This is a genomic window from Massilia sp. ST3, from assembly GCF_018119405.1.
Classification (GTDB): domain Bacteria; phylum Pseudomonadota; class Gammaproteobacteria; order Burkholderiales; family Burkholderiaceae_D; genus Telluria.
The window spans coordinates 46,252-63,695 of record NZ_JAGPWC010000020.1; the positions used below are offsets into that span (position 1 = coordinate 46,252).

General features: G+C 67.5%; 14 protein-coding genes and 1 tRNA gene. 9 read left to right on the forward strand and 6 right to left on the reverse strand.

The window, feature by feature from the left end; all coding sequences use genetic code 11:
- Positions 1 to 43: 43 nt before the first annotated feature.
- Positions 44 to 829, reverse strand: a complete 786-nt coding sequence (locus KBW98_RS09265) for a DUF2182 domain-containing protein (RefSeq protein ID WP_211519834.1) — start codon at positions 827 to 829, stop codon at positions 44 to 46.
- A gap of 199 nt (positions 830 to 1,028) precedes the next feature.
- Between KBW98_RS09265 and KBW98_RS09270 the strand changes: the two genes are divergently transcribed.
- Genes KBW98_RS09270 through KBW98_RS09285 form a run of 4 tightly spaced genes read left to right on the forward strand, consistent with a single transcriptional unit; the run spans position 1,029 to position 3,492 of the window.
- Complete coding sequence (locus tag KBW98_RS09270) at positions 1,029 to 1,949, forward strand: DMT family transporter (protein WP_211519835.1); 921 nt, start codon at positions 1,029 to 1,031, stop codon at positions 1,947 to 1,949.
- A complete protein-coding gene (locus KBW98_RS09275) occupies positions 1,946 to 2,359 on the forward strand; it encodes a methylglyoxal synthase (protein ID WP_211519836.1) in 414 nt (137 codons plus the stop codon). Before KBW98_RS09270 ends, KBW98_RS09275 begins: the two co-directional genes overlap by 4 nt.
- Before the next feature lie 15 nt (positions 2,360 to 2,374).
- Entirely contained in the window at positions 2,375 to 3,352 is a 978-nt protein-coding gene (locus tag KBW98_RS09280) for a quinone oxidoreductase (protein ID WP_211519837.1), read from the forward strand.
- Entirely contained in the window at positions 3,349 to 3,492 is a 144-nt protein-coding gene (locus KBW98_RS09285) for a hypothetical protein (RefSeq protein WP_211519838.1), read from the forward strand. The genes KBW98_RS09280 and KBW98_RS09285 overlap by 4 nt, the downstream gene beginning before the upstream one ends.
- Positions 3,493 to 3,617: 125 nt before the next feature.
- On the opposite strand, the gene KBW98_RS09290 is transcribed toward KBW98_RS09285, so the two are convergent.
- Complete coding sequence (locus KBW98_RS09290; RefSeq protein ID WP_211519839.1) at positions 3,618 to 4,268, reverse strand: DUF4136 domain-containing protein; 651 nt, start codon at positions 4,266 to 4,268, stop codon at positions 3,618 to 3,620.
- Positions 4,269 to 4,452: 184 nt separating this feature from the next.
- On the opposite strand from KBW98_RS09290, the gene pepN reads away from it, so the two are divergent.
- From pepN to KBW98_RS09305, 3 genes are all read left to right on the forward strand, one after another.
- Complete coding sequence (pepN, locus tag KBW98_RS09295; RefSeq protein ID WP_211519840.1) at positions 4,453 to 7,101, forward strand: aminopeptidase N; 2,649 nt, start codon at positions 4,453 to 4,455, stop codon at positions 7,099 to 7,101.
- Positions 7,102 to 7,261: 160 nt separating this feature from the next.
- On the forward strand, positions 7,262 to 8,263 hold the full coding sequence (locus tag KBW98_RS09300; RefSeq protein WP_211519841.1) for a class 1 fructose-bisphosphatase: 1,002 nt from the start codon (positions 7,262 to 7,264) through the stop codon (positions 8,261 to 8,263).
- A gap of 78 nt (positions 8,264 to 8,341) precedes the next feature.
- Positions 8,342 to 8,417 (forward strand) — tRNA-Thr (locus KBW98_RS09305).
- Positions 8,418 to 8,472: 55 nt separating this feature from the next.
- Here KBW98_RS09305 and KBW98_RS09310 read toward each other — a convergent pair.
- Both KBW98_RS09310 and KBW98_RS09315 read right to left on the reverse strand, forming a co-directional pair.
- Positions 8,473 to 9,078 (reverse strand): YdeI family protein, encoded by a 606-nt coding sequence (locus tag KBW98_RS09310; protein ID WP_211519842.1) that lies wholly within the window; start codon positions 9,076 to 9,078, stop codon positions 8,473 to 8,475.
- A 71-nt stretch (positions 9,079 to 9,149) separates the two neighbouring features.
- Positions 9,150 to 10,352 (reverse strand): DUF2325 domain-containing protein, encoded by a 1,203-nt coding sequence (locus KBW98_RS09315; protein WP_211519843.1) that lies wholly within the window; start codon positions 10,350 to 10,352, stop codon positions 9,150 to 9,152.
- A gap of 485 nt (positions 10,353 to 10,837) precedes the next feature.
- Between KBW98_RS09315 and KBW98_RS09320 the strand changes: the two genes are divergently transcribed.
- A complete protein-coding gene (locus KBW98_RS09320) occupies positions 10,838 to 11,668 on the forward strand; it encodes a YqjD family protein (RefSeq protein WP_211519844.1) in 831 nt (276 codons plus the stop codon).
- A 282-nt stretch (positions 11,669 to 11,950) separates the two neighbouring features.
- On the opposite strand, the gene KBW98_RS09325 is transcribed toward KBW98_RS09320, so the two are convergent.
- A complete protein-coding gene (locus KBW98_RS09325; protein WP_211519845.1) occupies positions 11,951 to 15,067 on the reverse strand; it encodes an efflux RND transporter permease subunit in 3,117 nt (1,038 codons plus the stop codon).
- A gap of 10 nt (positions 15,068 to 15,077) precedes the next feature.
- Positions 15,078 to 16,250: an efflux RND transporter periplasmic adaptor subunit gene (locus tag KBW98_RS09330; protein WP_211519846.1), complete on the reverse strand. Its 1,173-nt coding sequence runs from the start codon at positions 16,248 to 16,250 to the stop codon at positions 15,078 to 15,080.
- Positions 16,251 to 16,420: 170 nt separating this feature from the next.
- Between KBW98_RS09330 and KBW98_RS09335 the strand changes: the two genes are divergently transcribed.
- Positions 16,421 to 17,416, forward strand: a complete 996-nt coding sequence (locus KBW98_RS09335; RefSeq protein WP_211519847.1) for a DUF1800 family protein — start codon at positions 16,421 to 16,423, stop codon at positions 17,414 to 17,416.
- Positions 17,417 to 17,444 lie beyond the last annotated feature (28 nt).

Genomic DNA, 17,444 nt, shown 5'->3' on the forward strand with positions numbered 1-17,444 from the left:
ACATTCTAACATAGGCCACTCTTGCAAAAACGTCAGGCCCGACTCACGGAAACAACAGCCAGGTCCCCCAGGCCAGCAGCGCCAGCCCGCCCGCGCTGGCGATCCAGTGGCCGCCCGCCAGCCTGATTTCGGCCGGCGCCAGCAGCAGCAGGGCGGCGACCGGCGCCGGGTGGAGCGGCCCGGCCCACAGCGGCAGCAGCATCAGCAGCCAGATGCTGCCCATGCAGGTGCGGGCGTGGCCGACGCCGCGGCGCAGGGCGTCGTGGGGATCGTCGCTCCAGTCGGCCAGCAGGCCGGGGAGCGGCGCGCGGCAGTGCTCCAGGCAGGCATGCTTGGCCGGCAGCCACTGGTAGATGCCGGCCGCCACCAGCGCGAGGCCGAGAGCGCCCGGATAGCGCACCGCCATGCTGTCGTCGAGCATGGCGGCGTCGTGCAGGGTCCATTGCATCAGGGCCGCGAGCAGCGTAAAACCGGCGCAGGGGAGCAGGTGGCCCAGCACGAACAGCGCCGTGCGCAGGCGCGGCATGGGTGCGCAATGCCAGCGGGCCGCGCGCGCGACCAGGATGGTGGGGCGGATGGCGAGCGGCAGCATCACGGCGGTGCTCATTCCGCCCCAGAGGGCGGTGACGAGCAGCAGCTGGCCGGCGCCATAGGGCGTGGGAGCCGGAGTGCCGGTGGAAGGGGTGGTGGACTCCGCCCCGGCTCCCGTGGTCAGGGCGCCGACCAGGAGCACCAGCCAGCACAGGGCGGCGACCAGCGACAGCCAGACCAGTCCCAGTTGGACCTGGCGGTCGGTGGCGGCGTGGCTTCCGGTTTCGATCAGGTTCATGGTGCGGCCCCCCGATCGGCCATGGATGCGCGGGCGAGCCTGGCCCCCCGCCTGCGCGGGGGTGACGGTGCGTTTGGTGGAATGAGAGCGGGCGACATGCGCTTCTCCTGAAGTTGACGTGTCCAGTTCGACCGCATGCCCCGGCCGGCGTTCAACGGACCCGTCAGCAGGTTCGGCGCAGGCGTTCTACAATCGTCGGATGAACAAAAGCCTCGCCGCGAATCCTGCTGCTCCCTTACCACGCTCGGCCCTCATCGGTGGTCTCTCGATCGCCATTGGCGGCGCCGTCCTGTTTTCCACGAAGGCCGTGGTCGCGAAACTGCTGTACCGATACCACATCGATGCAGTCACTTTGATCGCGTTCAGAATGCTGTTCTCATTGCCGGTGTTCGCCGCCGTCGCGATCTGGAAAATGCGCGCCGGCCCGCCGCTGTCGCCGTCCGACCGCTGGCGTCTGGTCGGACTGGGCCTGATCGGCTACTACCTGTCGAGCTACCTCGACTTTCTCGGGCTGCAGCACATCTCGGTCGGGCTGGAGCGCCTGATCCTGTTCCTGACCCCGACCTTCGTCCTGGTCATCAATGCGATGTTCTTCAAGCGCCGCATTGGCGCGGTCGAATGGTGCGCCCTGGGGCTGGCCTATTGCGGCATCGTGCTGGTCTTCGTGCACGACCTGGCGGGCGGCGCCGGCAGCGCGGTGCTCGGTTCCCTGTTCGTGCTGGGATCGGCGATCAGCTACGCGGTTTACCTGCTGGGCTCGGGCGAGATGGTGCGCCGCATCGGTTCCCTGCGCCTGGTGGCCTACGCGATGTGCGTGTCGAGCGCGGCCTGCATTCTGCAGTTCTTCGTGCTGCGTCCGGCCAGTCTGCTGGTGCAGCCGGCGCCGGTTTACTGGCTCTCGCTCGCGAATGGAGTATTCTGTACCATCTTCCCCGTCTTTATGACCATGGTCGCGGTGCAGCGCATCGGCGCGGCGACCGCCTCGCAGGCAGGCATGATCGGACCGGTGTCGACGCTGTTCCTCGGCGCCCTCATCCTCGGGGAGCCGATCACGGCGGTGCAGCTGGCCGGCACCGGGCTTGTGCTTGTGGGGATTTACCTCCTGTCGCTCAAAAAATGACCAAATCGACCCAACCCATCCCACGCATCGCACTCATCGCGCACGACAAGAAGAAGGACGACATGATCAAGCTCGCGGGCGAGTACCGCGACTTCCTGCAGACCTGCATCCTGTCCGCCACCGGCACCACCGGCGGACGCCTGGTCAATGAACTCGGCCTGACGGTCGAGCGCATGCATTCCGGCCCGGTGGGCGGCGACCTGCAGATCGGCGCCCAGCTGGTCAATGGCCAGATCGACTGCGTGATCTTCCTGCGCGACCCGATGACGCCGCAGCCGCACGAACCCGACATCAACGCCCTGGTCCGCGCCTGCGACGTGCACAACATCGCCTGCGCCACCAATGTATCGACCGCGCACCTGGTGCTGTCGCAGCTGCGCGGCGCCTATCACGCGGCCATCGGAAAATAAGCAAGAGGAGGCCGCATGCGCGCCAAAGCGATCCGGATCGCCGCCAACGGCGGTCCCGAAGTCATGGAATATGTCGACGTCGACGTGGGTGATCCCGGACCGGGCGAGGCGCTGGTGCGCCAGCACGCGATCGGGCTGAATTTCATCGACGTGTATTTCCGCACCGGCCTGTATCCGCAGCCGCTGCCCGCCGGCCTGGGCCAGGAAGGGGCGGGCGTGGTCGAGGCGGTGGGCGAGGGCGTCACCCATGTGCGCCCGGGCGACCGTGTCGCCTACGCGGGCGGCCCGAACGGCGCCTACGCCGCGCTGCGCACGATGCCGGCCCACGTGCTGGTCAGGCTGCCGGACGCGGTGGGCTTCGAGACCGCCGCCGCCATGATGCTGCAGGGGCTGACGGTCCAATACCTGTTCCGCAGCACCTACCCGCTCGCGGCCGGCCAGACCATCCTGTTCCATGCCGCCGCCGGCGGCGTGGGCCTGATCGCCTGCCAGTGGGCGCGCGCGCTCGGCGTGAACCTGATCGGCACCGTGGGCTCGAAGGAAAAGGGCGAGCTGGCCCTGGCGCACGGCGCCGCCCATGTCATCAACTACAACGAGGAAGACATCGTGGCGCGCGTGCGCGCCCTTACCAATGGCGCTGGCGTGCCGGTGGTGTACGACTCGGTGGGCAAGGACACCTTCTTCGCCTCGCTCGACTGCCTGAAGCCGCGCGGGCTGATGGTCAGCTTCGGCAATTCGTCGGGGCCGGTGGAGCCCTTCTCGCCGGGCGAGCTGGCCAAGCGCGGCTCGCTCTACCTCACCCGCCCGACCCTGGGCGCCTACATGGCGACGCGTACCGAGCTGGAGGCGATGGCGGCGGACCTGTTCGGGATGGTCGAGAGCGGCCAGCTGAAGATCGAGGTCAAGCAGACCTTCCCGCTAGCCCAGGCCGCCGAGGCGCACCGCGCACTCGAAAGCCGGCGCACCACCGGTTCGACGGTGCTGCTGCCATGAGGGACACCAACGGAGACCAGCCCCCTTCGCCGCCGGGGGATGATGGGGTGCCGAAGTTTGGGCGGCTGCTGATCGTGCTGGCGGCGGCGCTGCTGATGATCGTGGCGATCACGTTTGGGTCGGAGGCGTGGTTTAGCTGAGTCAGCGCCGAAGTCACTAGAGCGTCGTTCCGGCCTTCGCCGTAACGACGTTGTAACGTAGCGGGCCAAATGGAAATGAAAAAGGCCAGGCATCCGCCTGGCCTTCCTTCATCCACTCCCGTGGCTCAACCCTTCTTCTCTTCCAGCTTCACCTCGACCCTTCGCGCCGTCCCCGACACCCCAGGGAATCCCGCGAACGCGCTCTTCACCAGCGCCGGCATCACTTCCGGCGTCGACAGCTCGCGGCTGGTGTTGTGCACCGTGACATCGAACAGCCGCTTGGCGTCGCTCGCCTGCTTGATCGACACCTGCAGTTCGCGCCGGTACTGGTGTTCCACCGACACCTGGTAGGCCGGGTACGGCCCCCAGAATGGATCGTAGAAGGGGCTGTACCAGCCGCCCCAGTAGCGGCGGTGGAAGCCGCGGTAGCCGTAGCCGAAGCGCGGCATTGGATGGTAGAAGGGCGACATCACCGGCTCCAGCACCCGCACCGGGATGTCGGTGGTGGTGAAACGCATCCCCACGGTCAGCGCCGGCGTGGCGCCGTTGGCGTCGCGGAAGCCCAGGCGCGCCAGTTCGCCGCGCACCAGTTCCTGGTAGCTGCGCCATTCGAGCGTGTCGTCCACCGGCGGCGGCACCTCGAAGACAAAGGTCTTGTCTTCCATCTGGGCGGGCCATTGATGGAAGGTCGTGACGTCGCTGCGGTAGGTCGTGGCGCAGCCTCCCAGCAGCAGCGCCAGCGCCGTTCCCGCGGCGGCCATGATCAGGCGTTTCATTGCTTTCTCCCTTGATGAAGTCGGTCTTTCCCCGATGATGTAGCTTAGCTTTAGTCCGGCATATATTGCGCGTAATTTACACCCCGTTACGCACGGCACATTCCGATACATGAAATCGTACGAAGCGCTTGAAAATCTTGTTGGTAAAATAAGCACTTCATCCACTGTGTTTGCGGACTCCCCTATGCGCACCGATACGCCCCAGACCATTTACCGGAAGGACTATACCCCGCCGAGTTACCTCGTGGATACTGTCGAGCTCGGCTTTGACCTCGATCCGGCCCGCACCGTCGTCGCCAACCGGCTGACGATGCGCCGCAATCCCGACAGCGGGCAGCGGACGATCGAGCTGCATGGGGAGGATATCGAGCTGGTGGCGCTGCGCCTGAACGGCAAGGCCCTCGGCAAGGGTGAGTACCACCTGGCCAACAACACCCTGGTCATCTTCGAGGCGCCGGCGCATGTGACCCTCGAGATCGAAACGATTTGCGTGCCCGAGCAGAACACCACTCTGAGCGGGCTGTACGTTTCCAACGGGAACTTCTTCACCCAGTGCGAGGCCGAAGGCTTCCGCCGCATCACCTTCTTCCCGGACCGCCCGGACGTGATGGCCACCTACAAGGTCATGCTGCGCGCCGACAAGGAGCGCTTCCCGGTCCTGCTCTCGAACGGCAACCTGCTCGAAGAAGGCGAGCTGGACGACGGCCGCCACTACGCGCTGTGGGAAGACCCGTTCAAGAAGCCGTCCTACCTGTTCGCCCTGGTGGCGGCCCGCCTGGTCTGCCAGGAAGAGACCTTCCGCCTGGCGGACGGCCGCGACGCCCTGCTGCAGGTGTGGGTGGAAGAGGGCAACCTCGACAAGACCGACTACGCGATGCAGTCGCTCAAGCACAGCATCCGCTGGGACGAGGAGCGCTACGGCCTCGAGCTCGACCTGGACCGCTTCATGATCGTCGCCACCAGCGACTTCAACATGGGCGCGATGGAGAACAAGGGCCTGAACATCTTTAACACCAAGTTCGTGCTGGCCAACCCGCGGGTGGCGACCGACGTCGACTTCCAGGGCATCGAGGCGGTGGTGGCGCACGAGTACTTCCACAACTGGACCGGCAACCGCGTCACCTGCCGCGACTGGTTCCAGCTGTCGCTGAAGGAAGGCCTGACGGTGTTCCGCGACCAGGAATTCACCGCCGACATGATCGGCACCGATACCGGCCGCGCCGTCACCCGCATCGACCAGGTGCGCACCCTGCGCCAGGCCCAGTTCCCGGAAGACGCCGGCCCGATGGCCCACCCGGTGCGGCCCGACTCGTTTGTGGAGATCAACAACTTCTACACGGTGACCGTGTACGAAAAGGGCGCCGAAGTGGTGCGCATGTACCAGACCCTGCTGGGCCGCGACGGCTTCCGCAAGGGCATGGACCTGTACTTCCAGCGCCATGACGGCCAGGCGGTCGAGTGCGACGACTTCCGCCGCGCGATGGCCGACGCCAACGGGCGCGACCTGGCCCAGTTCGAGCGCTGGTACAGCCAGGCCGGCACGCCGCAGCTGCGCTTCGAGTCGCGCTGGGACGAGACGGCGCATACCTACACCATGAAATTCTTCCAGTCCTGCCCGCCGACGCCTGGCCAGCCGGACAAGCTGCCCTTCCACATCCCGGTAGCTGTCGGCCTGCTCGACCGCGAGGGCCGCGACATGCGCCTGGTGGTCGATGGCCAGGCGCGCGGCACGACCGCGATGCTGGAACTGACCCAGGCCGAGCAGACCTTCGTGTTCACCGATGTGAAAGAGCAGCCGGTGCCCTCGGTGCTGCGCGACTTCTCGGCGCCGGTGATCCTGCAGCATGGCTACGGCGACAGCGAACTGCTGCACCTGTTCAGCTACGACAGCGACCCGGTCAACCGCTGGGAAGCCGGGCAGCGCCTGGCCATGGGCCGCCTGCTCAAGCTCACCGGCGAAGCGAAGGTGTCGTCCACCCGCCTGGACCTGGACGACACCTTCATCGAGGCGATGCGCAAGATGCTGGCCGACGAATCGCTCGATCCGGCCTTCCGCGAGCAGGCCTTGCTGCTGCCTTCGGAAACCATGATCTCGGAGCAGCTCGACCAGGTCGACCCGCTGGCCGTGCACACCGCGCGCCAGTTCGTGCGCGCCGACCTCGGCACGCGCCTGCGCGCGGAATTCATCGCGCAGTACGAAGCCAACCAGACGCCGGGCGCCTACAGCCCGGACGCCGCGTCCGCCGGCAAGCGGGCACTGAAGAACTTGGCCCTGGCCTACCTGAACGCCGTGCCGGACGCCGAGAGCGTGGCCATGGCCCAGCGCCAGTTCGACACGGCCGACAACATGACCGACCGCGCCGCCGCGCTGAGCGCCCTGATCCAGTCGCGGGTGCCGGAAGCGGCCGACGCGCTGGACGTGTTCTACCAGGAGTTCAAGGGCGAAGCCCTGGTCGTGGACAAGTGGTTCACGATGCAGGCCACCGCCCCGACCACCGACGTGGCGGCGGTGCGCGCGCTGATGCGCCATCCGGCCTTCACCCTGCGTAACCCGAACCGCGCCCGCAGCCTGGTGGCGGCCTTCTGCGCCAGCAACCCGGTGCAGTTCCACGCCCCGGACGGCAGCGGCTACCAGTTCTGGGCCGAGCAGGTGATCGCGCTCGACGCGCTCAACCCGCAGGTCGCGAGCCGCCTGGCGCGCGCCATGGACCGCTGGCGCCGCTATGCGCCGGAGCTGCAGGTCCAGATGCAGACGGCCCTGCAGCAGGTGGCCGGCCAGCCGGAATTGTCGAACGACGTGCGTGAGGTGGTCAGCAAGGCCCTTGCCAATTGACGCCGCAGCGCATCCGTAGGGTGGGCGGGTTCCCCGCCCACGCGGTGATCGTTAACGGCTCCGTTGTCGAACACGAACCGGCAAACGCCGTTTGAACGCGTCGGCGGCGAAGCCGCCAACCCTACGCAAAAGAATTTAATAACCCATCCAAAGGAAGTCCATGAAACGCGTCAGCCTTACCCAATACCTGGTAGAGGAGCAACGCCTCCACCAGAACATCAACGCCGAGCTGCGCCTCCTGATCGAGGTCGTGGCGCGCGCCTGCAAGCGCATCAGCTATTCGGTCAGCAAGGGCGCGCTGGGCGAAGTCCTGGGCAGTGCCGACACCGAGAACATCCAGGGCGAAGTGCAGAAGAAGCTGGACGTGATCTCGAACGAGATCCTGCTCGAAGCCAACGAGTGGGGCGGCCACCTGGCCGCGATGGCGTCCGAAGAAATGGAAACCATCCGCCAGATCCCGAGCCGCTACCCGAAGGGCGAATTCCTGCTGCTCTTCGATCCGCTGGACGGCTCCTCGAACATCGACGTCAACGTCTCGATCGGCACCATCTTCTCGGTGCTGAAGGCGCCGGAAGGCATGACCCAGCCGACCGAGCAGGACTTCCTGCAGCCGGGCACCGCCCAGGTCGCGGCAGGCTACGCGGTCTATGGCCCGCAAACCATGCTGGTGCTAACCACCGGCAACGGCGTGCACTGCTTCACCCTGGACCGCGAGATGGGTTCCTGGGTGCTGACCCAGAGCGACATGAAGATTCCGGAGTCGACCAAGGAATTCGCGATCAACATGTCGAACAAGCGCCACTGGCATCCGCCGGTGCAGCGCTACGTCGACGAGCTGCTGGCCGGCAAAACCGGCCCGCGCGCCAAGGACTTCAACATGCGCTGGATCGCCTCGATGGTGGCCGACGTGCACCGCATCCTGAACCGCGGCGGTGTCTTCATGTACCCGGCCGACCTGCGCGACCCCGCCTCGCCGGGCAAGCTGCGCCTGATGTATGAAGCGAATCCGATGGCGATGATCGTCGAGCAGGCCGGCGGCGCCGCCACCGATGGCAAGGGCCGCATCATGGACATCCCGCCGACCAAGCTGCACCAGCGCGTGCCGGTGTTCCTGGGTTCGAAGGAAGAAGTGGAAGTGGTGACCGGCTACCACGCGGCCTGAGTTTTTTGCAATAAAGCCGCAAGCGAGCGATACACACTAGCAAGTTTGTGGCGTTATTTGCTAGAATACGGTTCTTTCGCCGCTGTAGCTCAGTCGGTAGAGCAGCGCATTCGTAATGCGAAGGTCACCAGTTCGATTCCGGTCAGCGGCACCAGAATAGCGAGAAGGGCCACCCGTCAGGGTGGCCCTTTTTGCATTCCGGCGCCGGTTCAGCAGTTCTGGTATTTCCAGTTGCGCTGCTTGCCTTCGGCAATCCACTCCACCGCCTGCTCCAGGCGGCGCAGGCGGGTGGGCTCGGTCTTGGCGTCCAGCAGCCAGTCCACGTACTCGCGCTTGGCGCTGGGCGAGAAGGCTTCGAAGTGTTCCCTGGCGCCCGCCTTGTCCTCCAGGGCGGCGAGGAAATAGTCTGGCACCACCAGTTCGCGCGCCGCGTTCGGCTTGGCGCGCGCCGGCGCCTGCACGCCTTCCGTGTTCAGGGCCATCGCCTTCTTGACGTAGGCGGCCATTGTCTTCTTGGACGGCAAGTCCTTGAGCGAGGCGATGCGGCCGAACTGGCCCATCGCCTCGCGCCCCTTGTCGTCTTCCTGCGCCACCAGCAGTTCGCCCTTCCAGAAGCCGAAGGCGCAATGCGCCTTGAAGGAGGCCATATTGCACAGCATGCCCTGGTAGAGGAAGAAGGGCATGCTCCATTTGATGGTCTCTTCCACGTCCGGGCAGGTTTCGTGCACGACCTGGCGCAGGTGGCGCAGGATGGGCTGGGCGAATTCGGCCGAGTTGGCGATGTAGTCGTCGATGCGCGGGTCGATCGTGGGCATGCTGGTCTCCGTGGTCAGGAGACGATTTTGCTCAATGGCATCGAAAAAGTCCACCGGGCCTTACGCGCGGCTCAGTTGTCGCTGGCCAGCGCCGGCTCTCCCGCCTCCTGCAGCCCGCGCGCCAGGCTCGACACGCTCGGGTTGTCGACGAACACGCAGCGCTTGCCGGTGCGCTTGCAATGGTCCTTCACCCGCCAGTAGGCGGCGTGGCTGATGCAGCCGGTCTGGCAGATCACCAGGTCGGCCGCGGCCAGGCTGGCGTCGAGCAGGCTGCTGCTGTCCTTCAGGCCGCCGTCGTGGTGGGCGAACTGGCCGCCGGCGCGCTCGACCAGAGTGCGGTAGCTCGGCACGTTGCCATCCCGGCCGCCCACGCACAGCACGCTGCGGTTGAACAGGCGCACCGGCGCTTCCTGGGGCGCGGGCGTGGGCGGGGACGGGAGCGCCGGCGCCGGATCGTCCTGCGGCGCTGCGGGAACGACCCGCGCCGCCTTCAGCTCGGCCAGCTGCGCCCGCAAGGCCTGCTCGCGCGCTTCCATCTGCGCCACCCGGTTGGCCAGGCGCTGGCGGCTTTCCAGCTCGGGCACCGCGGCGGCCAGCTGGGCCAGCTCGGTACGCAGCTTGTGGACCTCGGTGTCCTTGCCGATGATCGTGGCGCGCGCCTGCATCAGCTGCTGTTCGTGGCGCTCCGCCGCCTCGGCCTTGTCCTGCACCAGGGCCTGGCAGCGCTCCTGCGTCTTCGCCAGCTCGCGTTCCAGCCTCGCGTTGTCGGCCAGCAGCGCGTTGAACTTGTTGATGTCCGCGCGGGCGCAGGCGCCGGCCTGGTGCTGCACCATGTGGATGTCGCGGCACATCTTTTCCTCGAGCTCGGCAGTGCAGCGCGGGTGGCTCAGGCCAGCCCAGAAGGCGCCGGCGACGTCGCCGGCCGCCACTGCCGCGTCCCACATGCGGCCCACGTCTTCCGTCGTTTTCGCCGCGCGGAAGCGCTGGACGTTGACCGCGTAGCGGCGCTCGAGTTCCTTCTGCACGGCGTCCGCGACCGGGGTGCGCAGCAGGCAATCGCTGACGGCCCCGACGTGGATCTCGTAGTCGTCATGCATCAGCTGGCCGCCAGTCACTTTCTCCACCAGCCGGCGCAGGACGCCCAGCGGCAGGCCCACCCCGATCAGCGGGCAATGGCAGGCATGGCTGAGTTCCCAGACGCGCCGGCGGCGCGAGCCCTGCAGCATGTGGGCGTAGGGTAGGGCCGCTTCATGCATCGCTTCCTTGTCGCACATTCGATCTCGCTCCCAGGCTAATCGCGTAATTGATAATGATTCTCATTTATATTTTAGGGAAAACGGGGAGGAAAGCAAGAGGAATCTGGACAGGAAGAGTGATGCATGCAGGCCGCATTTCGGACCCGATCACGGCACGATCGCGTCGGATAGCAGAGCTCTGTTAGGCAGCGCACGGTCCGGACAGGTTGTCCGTTGTATTTTTTGTATCGCGAGCCAGTGGTCCGATACTGTACTCGTGTCGGACGCCACTGGCGTGCGCCCGACGACGACGGCGAGATGGCTGCCTGCCTTCACGACTGTTGAGCTTGCTCCAGGTCCAGACACCGACAACCTTGACCTAGAGCATGTCCTCGCAGGACTGATTGATGTAGCGCAGGCATTCTCGTCGCCTCGTTCTCCTACGGGCGAAATCAGGCAAGAATGTGGTGATAGTCGAGTATCGGTCTACTCCGCGTTGGTCTACACTTTACGAGGGATACATCATGGATAATCAGAAGTCAACCGAGGGAAAAGGCAGCGACGCAAGCCGCGAGGGCGCAGGTTCGAGCATCGGTAAAGGCCAGGATTCCAATCTCGGCAAGAGCAGCGGTGCATCGGGCTCGAGCCTGGGCAGCGGTGCGTCGGGCGGCAGCCTCGGCAGCGCCAACGCCTCGCCGAGCAGCGCCAGCGGCGCCACCAGCTCCAGCAGCGGCGCCGTCGGCGGCACCAGCAACGCCAGCTCCGGCTCGTCCGGCAGCTCGCTGGGCAGCAGCGCAGCCGGCAGCAGCGGCTCGATGGGCAGCAGCGCAAGCGGCAGCAGCGGCTCGATGGGCAGCAGCGCAAGCAGCACCAACATGGGCAGCACCACCGGCAGCACCACCGGCAGCAGCCTGGGCACCAGCGCCGGCAGCAGCGGCAGCATGGGCGGCGGCAGCACCGGCAGCAGCCAGTCGGACATGGGCCAGCAACAGCAGCAGGGCGGTATCAAGGGCGCCATGGCCTCGATGAGCCCTGACAAGATGCACCAGGGTATCGACAAGGCAGCCCAGGCAGCCCAGCCGCTGGTGGACCGCCTGGTCAGCACCGCGCACGCCGGCGTCGACCGCGTTAGCGGCATGCTGGGCAGCACCCGTGAAAGCATGGGCCAGCGCTCGCAGCAGCTGAACGAGAAGTACCAGGACCTGTCGGCCCAAGGCCGCGAGTACGTCCGCAACAACCCGGGCAGCGCCCTGCTGGCCGCCATCGGCGTCGGCTTCGTGCTGGCAAAGCTGCTGGGTGGTTCGAGCGACCGTTCGCGCGATTCCCGCTCGTATCGCGACTACCGCGATTATTGATCGCTAACCGTCCACCAGGGCGGAACGTGAAGGAGCCCGGCCAGCGTTATGCTTGGCTGGGCTTCGTTTTTTGTGGGGTGTGGTGCAAGGTGAGGGTGGTGGTCTGCACACAAACTTAGGTTCCGGCCTTCGCCGGAAGTCGTAGGCGCCAGTGGCGCGTACGACGTGCCAGGGTAGCTGGGATGAGTAGGTGCTGACGCTATCCCGCAAGTTAACTTTGAGACCGTCGTTCCGGCGAAGGCCGGAACCCAAGTTCCTCAGCAGACCCGTAACGCGCACACATCATCCCACACTCGGTTCCCCGGTTTTCACCACCGGCTGCGCCGGATGCCTCCTCAGCCTGTCCCTCCCACGCTTGAGCAGATGCTCGAAGTCATCCACATAAGTAAACACCGCAGGCACCACCAGCAAGCTGAGCAAGGTCGAGGTAATCAATCCTCCCATCACCGCGATCGCCATCGGGGCGCGGAAGCTCGGGTCCCCCGAGAATCCCAGCGCCAGCGGCAGCATGCCCGCGCCCATGGCGATGGTGGTCATCACAATGGGGCGCGAACGCTTGTGGCAGGCGTCGACCAGGGCGTCGAAGCGGTTCATGCCCGCCTTGCGCGCCAAAATCGCATAGTCCACCAGCAGGATCGAGTTCTTGGTCACGATCCCCATCAGCATGATCAGGCCGATCATGGTCGGCATCGACAGCGCGTTGCGTGTGATCAGCAGGGCCACGAAGGCGCCGCCGATCGAGAGGGGCAGTGCGGCCAGGATGGTGGCCGGCTGCATGAAATCGTTGAACAGCAGCACCAGCACGCCGTAGATGCACAGCACGCCGATCAGCATCGCCACGCCGAAGCTGGCGAACAGCGCCTGCATCTCCTGGGCGTCGCCCAGCTCGGCGATCTGCACCGAGGGCGGCAGCTTCTGGAACACGGGCAGGGCGCGCGCCTCGGCGTTGACTTCGCCCAGCGAGCGGCCAGACAGTTCCACGTCCAGGGTCACGTTGCGGCTGCGGTTCAGGCGGTCGATCTGGGCCGGGCCGCTTTCCACCGTGATGGTGGCGACGTTCGCCAGCAGCACCGGGCCGTTCGCGCCTGGCACGGTCAGGCGGCCGATGGCCTCCAGGTCGGCGCGCACCGCGTCCGGCAGCTTGACGCGGATCGGCACCTGGCGCTCGGCCAGGTTCATCTTGGCCAGGGCCTGGTCGTAGTCGCCGGCGGTGGCCACGCGCACCGTCTCGCCGATGGCGGCGGCCGTCACGCCCAGGTCGGCCGCGCGCGCGAAGTCCGGGCGCACGATGATCTCCGGGCGCACCAGCGAGGCGCTCGAGCTGACATTGCCGATGCCGCGCAGCGTGCGCAGTTCGCGCTCGGCCTGGCGCGCCGCCGCCTGCAGCGCTTCCGGGTCTTCGCTGCGCAGCACCAGCTGCATCTTGGTGCCGGTATCCGGCGCGCCGACGGTGAAGCGTGCGCCGGGGATCGCGGCCACGCGTTCGCGGATGCCCCGCTCGATACCGGAGAGCGATTCGTCGCGGTCGTCGCGGTGCACCGTGTTCACGGTCAGCACCGCGCGCCGCGCTTCGGCCGCCGCGCCAGGCGCGAAGGCGTCGCCGCTGGAGCCGCCACCGATCGAGCTGAACACGTTCTTTACGCCCGGCACCCCCATCACCGCCAGGCGGGTCTGCTCGGCCACGGCGTGGGTCTCGGCCAGGGTGGCGCCGGGCGCCAGCTCCACGTTGATCTGGGTCTGCGAGCGGTCGGCCGGGGGCACGAAGCCGGTTGGCAGCAAGGGTACCAGGGCGATCGAGCCGAAGAAGAACACGGCCGAGCCGATCGCCGTGGCCAGGCGGTGGCGCAGGCACCATTTCATCACCCGCATGTAGCGTCGCATGATGGGGCCGTCTTCTTCCTGGTGCGGCTTGGCGGGCTTGAGCAGGTAGGCGCACATCATCGGTGTCAGCAGGCGCGCCACCAGCAGCGAGGCCAGGATCGCCAGTACGGCGGTCCAGCCGAACTGCTTGAAGAACTTGCCGGGAATGCCGCCCATGAAGGCAGTCGGCAGGAACACCGCCACCAGCGAGAAGGTGGTGGCGATCACCGCCATGCCGATTTCGTCGGCCGCCTCCAGCGCCGCCTGCATCGGCGTCTTGCCCATGTGGAGGTGGCGCGAGATGTTCTCGATCTCGACGATGGCATCGTCGACCAGCACCCCCACCACCAGGGCCAGCGACAGCAGGGTCACCATGTTGAGGGTGTAGCCGAACAGGTACTGGCCCAGGAATGCCGGGATCACCGACAGCGGCAGGGCCGCCGCCGCGATCAGGGTGGCGCGCCAGTCGCGCAGGAACCACCACACCACCAGCACCGCCAGCACCGCGCCTTCGTACAGCATCTCCATCGAGGCGTCGAAGTTTTCTTCCACCGCGAAGGAGTTGTCGATCACCTCGCGCAGCACCAGGTTCGGATGCTCTTTTTGCAGCTGGGCCACGGCCGCGCGTGCGCCCTCCGCCACGTCGACCTCGCCCGCGCCGCGCGTGCGGAATACCTCGAAGGCCACCACCTTGCGCCCGTCCTGCTCGGCGATGGCGCGCGGTTCGGCCACCGTGTCGGCCACGTTCGCCACCTGGTCCAGGCGCACGCTGCGGCCGTCCGGCAGCGGAATCTCCATGCCCGCCAGCTCCTGGGCGCTCTTGACGGTGGCGATGGTGCGCACCGATTGCTCGGCGCCGCTGACGTCGCCGCGCCCGCCGGGCGCTTCGCGCTGCACGTTGCGCAGCTGACGCGAAACGTCCAGCGCCGACACCCGCAGCGCCGCCATCCGGGCGTCAATCAGCTCCACGCGCACTTCGCGCGTCACGCCGCCCACGCGCTTGACCGCACCCAGGCCCGGTACGCTCAGCAGGCGCTTGGAGACGTCGTTGTCGACGAACCAGCTCAGCTCCTGGTCGTCCATGCCGCTGCCGGCGCCGGGCGCGCGCGCCACCGTGAAGGTGGCGATCACGCGCCCGGCGGTGGCGGCCTTGGTCACGCTCGGGTCGCGCATCTCGGCCGGCAGGTCGGCGCGCACGCGCGAGACCGCGTCGCGCACGTCGTTCACCGCGTCCGACAAGTCCTTCTCGAGGATGAACTCGACGGTAATGGTGGCCACGCCATCGAGCACGCGGGTATAGATGTTCTTCACCCCTTGCAGGGTGGCGACCGAATCCTCGATCTTGCGCGCGACCTCGGTCTCCAGCTGCGCCGGGGCGGCGCCGTCCAGCACCGCGCTGACGGTGACGATCGGCAGTTCGATGTCGGGGAAGTCCTGCACCTTGTTGGCCTTGAAGGCCAGCAGCCCGGCCAGGGTGAGCAGGGCGAACAGCATGATCGCCGGGATCGGGTTGCGGATCGAGAGGGCGGAAAAATTCATCGCAAGCCTCTCAACGCGCCGCACGCGCGGGCGCTGCCGCGGGCTGCGCCGCGGGTTGTGCAGCGGGTTGTGCCGATACGTTGCGCACCAGGTCGCCGTCGTTCAGGAAGCCGGCGCCGCTGACCACGATCGGGGTGCCGGCCGCCAGGCCGCCGGTGACCTCGACCCGGTCGCCCAGGCGGCGGCCGGTGCTCACCTTCAGCTGGCTCACGCGGCTGTCGCGGTTCAGGCGGAACACGTAGGAAAAGCCGTCGCGCACCGCGATCGCCTGCTGCGGCACGGTGAGGGCGTTCGAGGCGCCCAGCTCGAAGCGGCCGCTGGCGAACATGCCGGCCTTGAGCGGCGCGTTGGCCGAAAGCGATGGCGGCAGGTCGACATAGACCAGGGCGATGCGGGTTTGCGGATCGACCGAGGGCGCGACGGTGCGCACCTTGCCGGTGACTTCGCCGCCGCTGGCGGCGCGTACATAAGCGCGCATGCCGGGCTGGATGCGGCCCAGGTCCTGGGCGGTGATCTCGGCGCGCCATTCCAGGCGGCCCTGGCGGATCATGCGAAACAGTTCCGTGCCCACGCCCACCACGGCGCCCACCGTGGCGTTGCGCGCCGAGATGACGCCGCTGTCCGGCGCCACCACCTGCGTGTACTTGAGGCGCAGCTGCTGCTGGGTCAGCGTGGCCTGGGCGGCGCTCACGCGCGCCGCGGCGGTACGCTCGGCGGTGAGGTACTGGGTCACCTGCTGCTCGCTCAGCGCGCCGGAGCTCTTCAGGGCGCGGGCGCGCCCGGCGTTGGCCGCGGCCTCCGCGGCATTGGCCTGGGCTTCCTGCACGGCGGCGCGGGCCTGCTCCACGTCGGCGCGCACGGTCTCGGCGGAGAACACGGCCAGCACCTCGCCCTTCTTGACCACGTCGCCCACGTTGACCCGGACTTCGGTCAGCCGCAGCCCGCCCGATTCGCTGCCGATCACGGCTTCCTGCCAGGAGGCGATGCTGCCGTTGGCGGTGAGCTTGAGGGGCAGGCTGGCGGTCGAAGGCAGGCCGGTGGACACGGTCAGGGCGGGCTTGGGCGCCGGGGCCGGCTCGTCCTTGGCGGTGACGCCGCCGGACAGGGCGAACGCAGCCAGGACGCACAGTGAGGCTGCCGCCGCCGCGATCAGCGCGGGGCGTGGAATCCGTTTGATTTGCATGGTTGGTCGACTCTCGGGTAAGCGACCAAGTGTAGCAAAAGCGGCCTGGTCGGCAGCGTTCTCGCGTGCGCGTTATGCAGGGCGCTTACAAAGATTTACAGCATCGCCGACGGCGGCATGGGACACCGGGTGGCGCATGGGGTATAAATCCTTATCGAGAAGGAGGAAGCATGGTCCGCAAATGGATAGTGGCCTTGTGCTGCCTGCTTGCCGGCGCCGTGTCCGCGGCGGCGCCCCTGACGGCGGAGCAGGCCCTGCACGTGCTGAACCGCATGAGCTTCGGCCCGCGGCCGGGCGAGGTGGCGCGCCTGCAGGCCATGGGGCTGGAGCGCTACGTGGCGGAACAGCTCGACCCTTCCAGGCCGGACTTGCTGGGCGAAGACGCGCGCCGGGTGCGGGAGCTGGGGAACGCACGCCTGGACGCCGATGGCGCCGAAGCCGACGACCTGGCGCGGCAGGAGCGTCTGCTGCGCGCCATCGCCAGCCGGCGCCAGCTCGAGGAGGTACTGGTCGGCTTCCGGCTGCAGCAGCACGGGGCAGCGGGGATGGCCCCGGCCGAACAGGCGCGCATGGCGGAGACGCTGCGCCCGCAGGTGTTCGGACGGGTTGACGGGGATCCGGCCGCGTGGCTTCGGGCGCTGGCCGAACGTTTTGTCGGCGGCGTGCCGCCGCGGCGCTTGATGTCGCGCATGGAAGCCGCGTGGCGGCGCAGCGGCGGCGACCAGAAGGAGGTCTTGCGGGCCTTGTTCACTAGTCCGGACTTCCTGGCGCCGGCGGCGCAGGCGAACAAGCGCAAGGATCCGCTGCGCCTGCTGGCCTCGGCGGTGCGGAGCAGCGGCATCGAGGTCGCCAATGCGGCGCCGCTGGCGCGGGCGCAGGTAGAGCTGGAAGAAGAGGGGATGGGCGCCTGGCCCGAGGTGGCCGCGGCCCTGGCGCAGGGGCGCTTGCCGCTCGCGGCCGAAGCGCCGCGCCGGCACCGCCAAGCGTCGGTGGCGCCGCCGATGCGTGTATTGCCGGGGGACCGCAATCAGCCGGCAAGCTTGGCCTCGCCGTCGACGGTGCGGCCGGAGGCGCCGACGCCTTCAGCAGCGGCCATGGCGGCGGCCACGCGCACGCCGCCGCTGGATGCGGCCTTGCTCGGCAGTGAGGAATTCCTGCGATATTGATTCGCAGCGAACGCGGCATTGCGCAATG

Excerpts from the sequence above, each read along its gene's own strand:
- KBW98_RS09265 (WP_211519834.1), bottom strand. The coding sequence starts at position 829 with ATGAACCTGATCGAAACCGGAAGCCACGCCGCCACCGACCGCCAGGTC.
- KBW98_RS09270 (WP_211519835.1), top strand. The coding sequence starts at position 1,029 with ATGAACAAAAGCCTCGCCGCGAATCCTGCTGCTCCCTTACCACGCTCG.
- KBW98_RS09275 (WP_211519836.1), top strand. The coding sequence starts at position 1,946 with ATGACCAAATCGACCCAACCCATCCCACGCATCGCACTCATCGCGCAC.
- KBW98_RS09280 (WP_211519837.1), top strand. The coding sequence starts at position 2,375 with ATGCGCGCCAAAGCGATCCGGATCGCCGCCAACGGCGGTCCCGAAGTC.
- KBW98_RS09285 (WP_211519838.1), top strand. The coding sequence starts at position 3,349 with ATGAGGGACACCAACGGAGACCAGCCCCCTTCGCCGCCGGGGGATGAT.
- KBW98_RS09290 (WP_211519839.1), bottom strand. The coding sequence starts at position 4,268 with ATGAAACGCCTGATCATGGCCGCCGCGGGAACGGCGCTGGCGCTGCTG.
- pepN (WP_211519840.1), top strand. The coding sequence starts at position 4,453 with ATGCGCACCGATACGCCCCAGACCATTTACCGGAAGGACTATACCCCG.
- KBW98_RS09300 (WP_211519841.1), top strand. The coding sequence starts at position 7,262 with ATGAAACGCGTCAGCCTTACCCAATACCTGGTAGAGGAGCAACGCCTC.
- KBW98_RS09310 (WP_211519842.1), bottom strand. The coding sequence starts at position 9,078 with ATGCCCACGATCGACCCGCGCATCGACGACTACATCGCCAACTCGGCC.
- KBW98_RS09315 (WP_211519843.1), bottom strand. The coding sequence starts at position 10,352 with ATGTGCGACAAGGAAGCGATGCATGAAGCGGCCCTACCCTACGCCCAC.
- KBW98_RS09320 (WP_211519844.1), top strand. The coding sequence starts at position 10,838 with ATGGATAATCAGAAGTCAACCGAGGGAAAAGGCAGCGACGCAAGCCGC.
- KBW98_RS09325 (WP_211519845.1), bottom strand. The coding sequence starts at position 15,067 with ATGAATTTTTCCGCCCTCTCGATCCGCAACCCGATCCCGGCGATCATG.
- KBW98_RS09330 (WP_211519846.1), bottom strand. The coding sequence starts at position 16,250 with ATGCAAATCAAACGGATTCCACGCCCCGCGCTGATCGCGGCGGCGGCA.
- KBW98_RS09335 (WP_211519847.1), top strand. The coding sequence starts at position 16,421 with ATGGTCCGCAAATGGATAGTGGCCTTGTGCTGCCTGCTTGCCGGCGCC.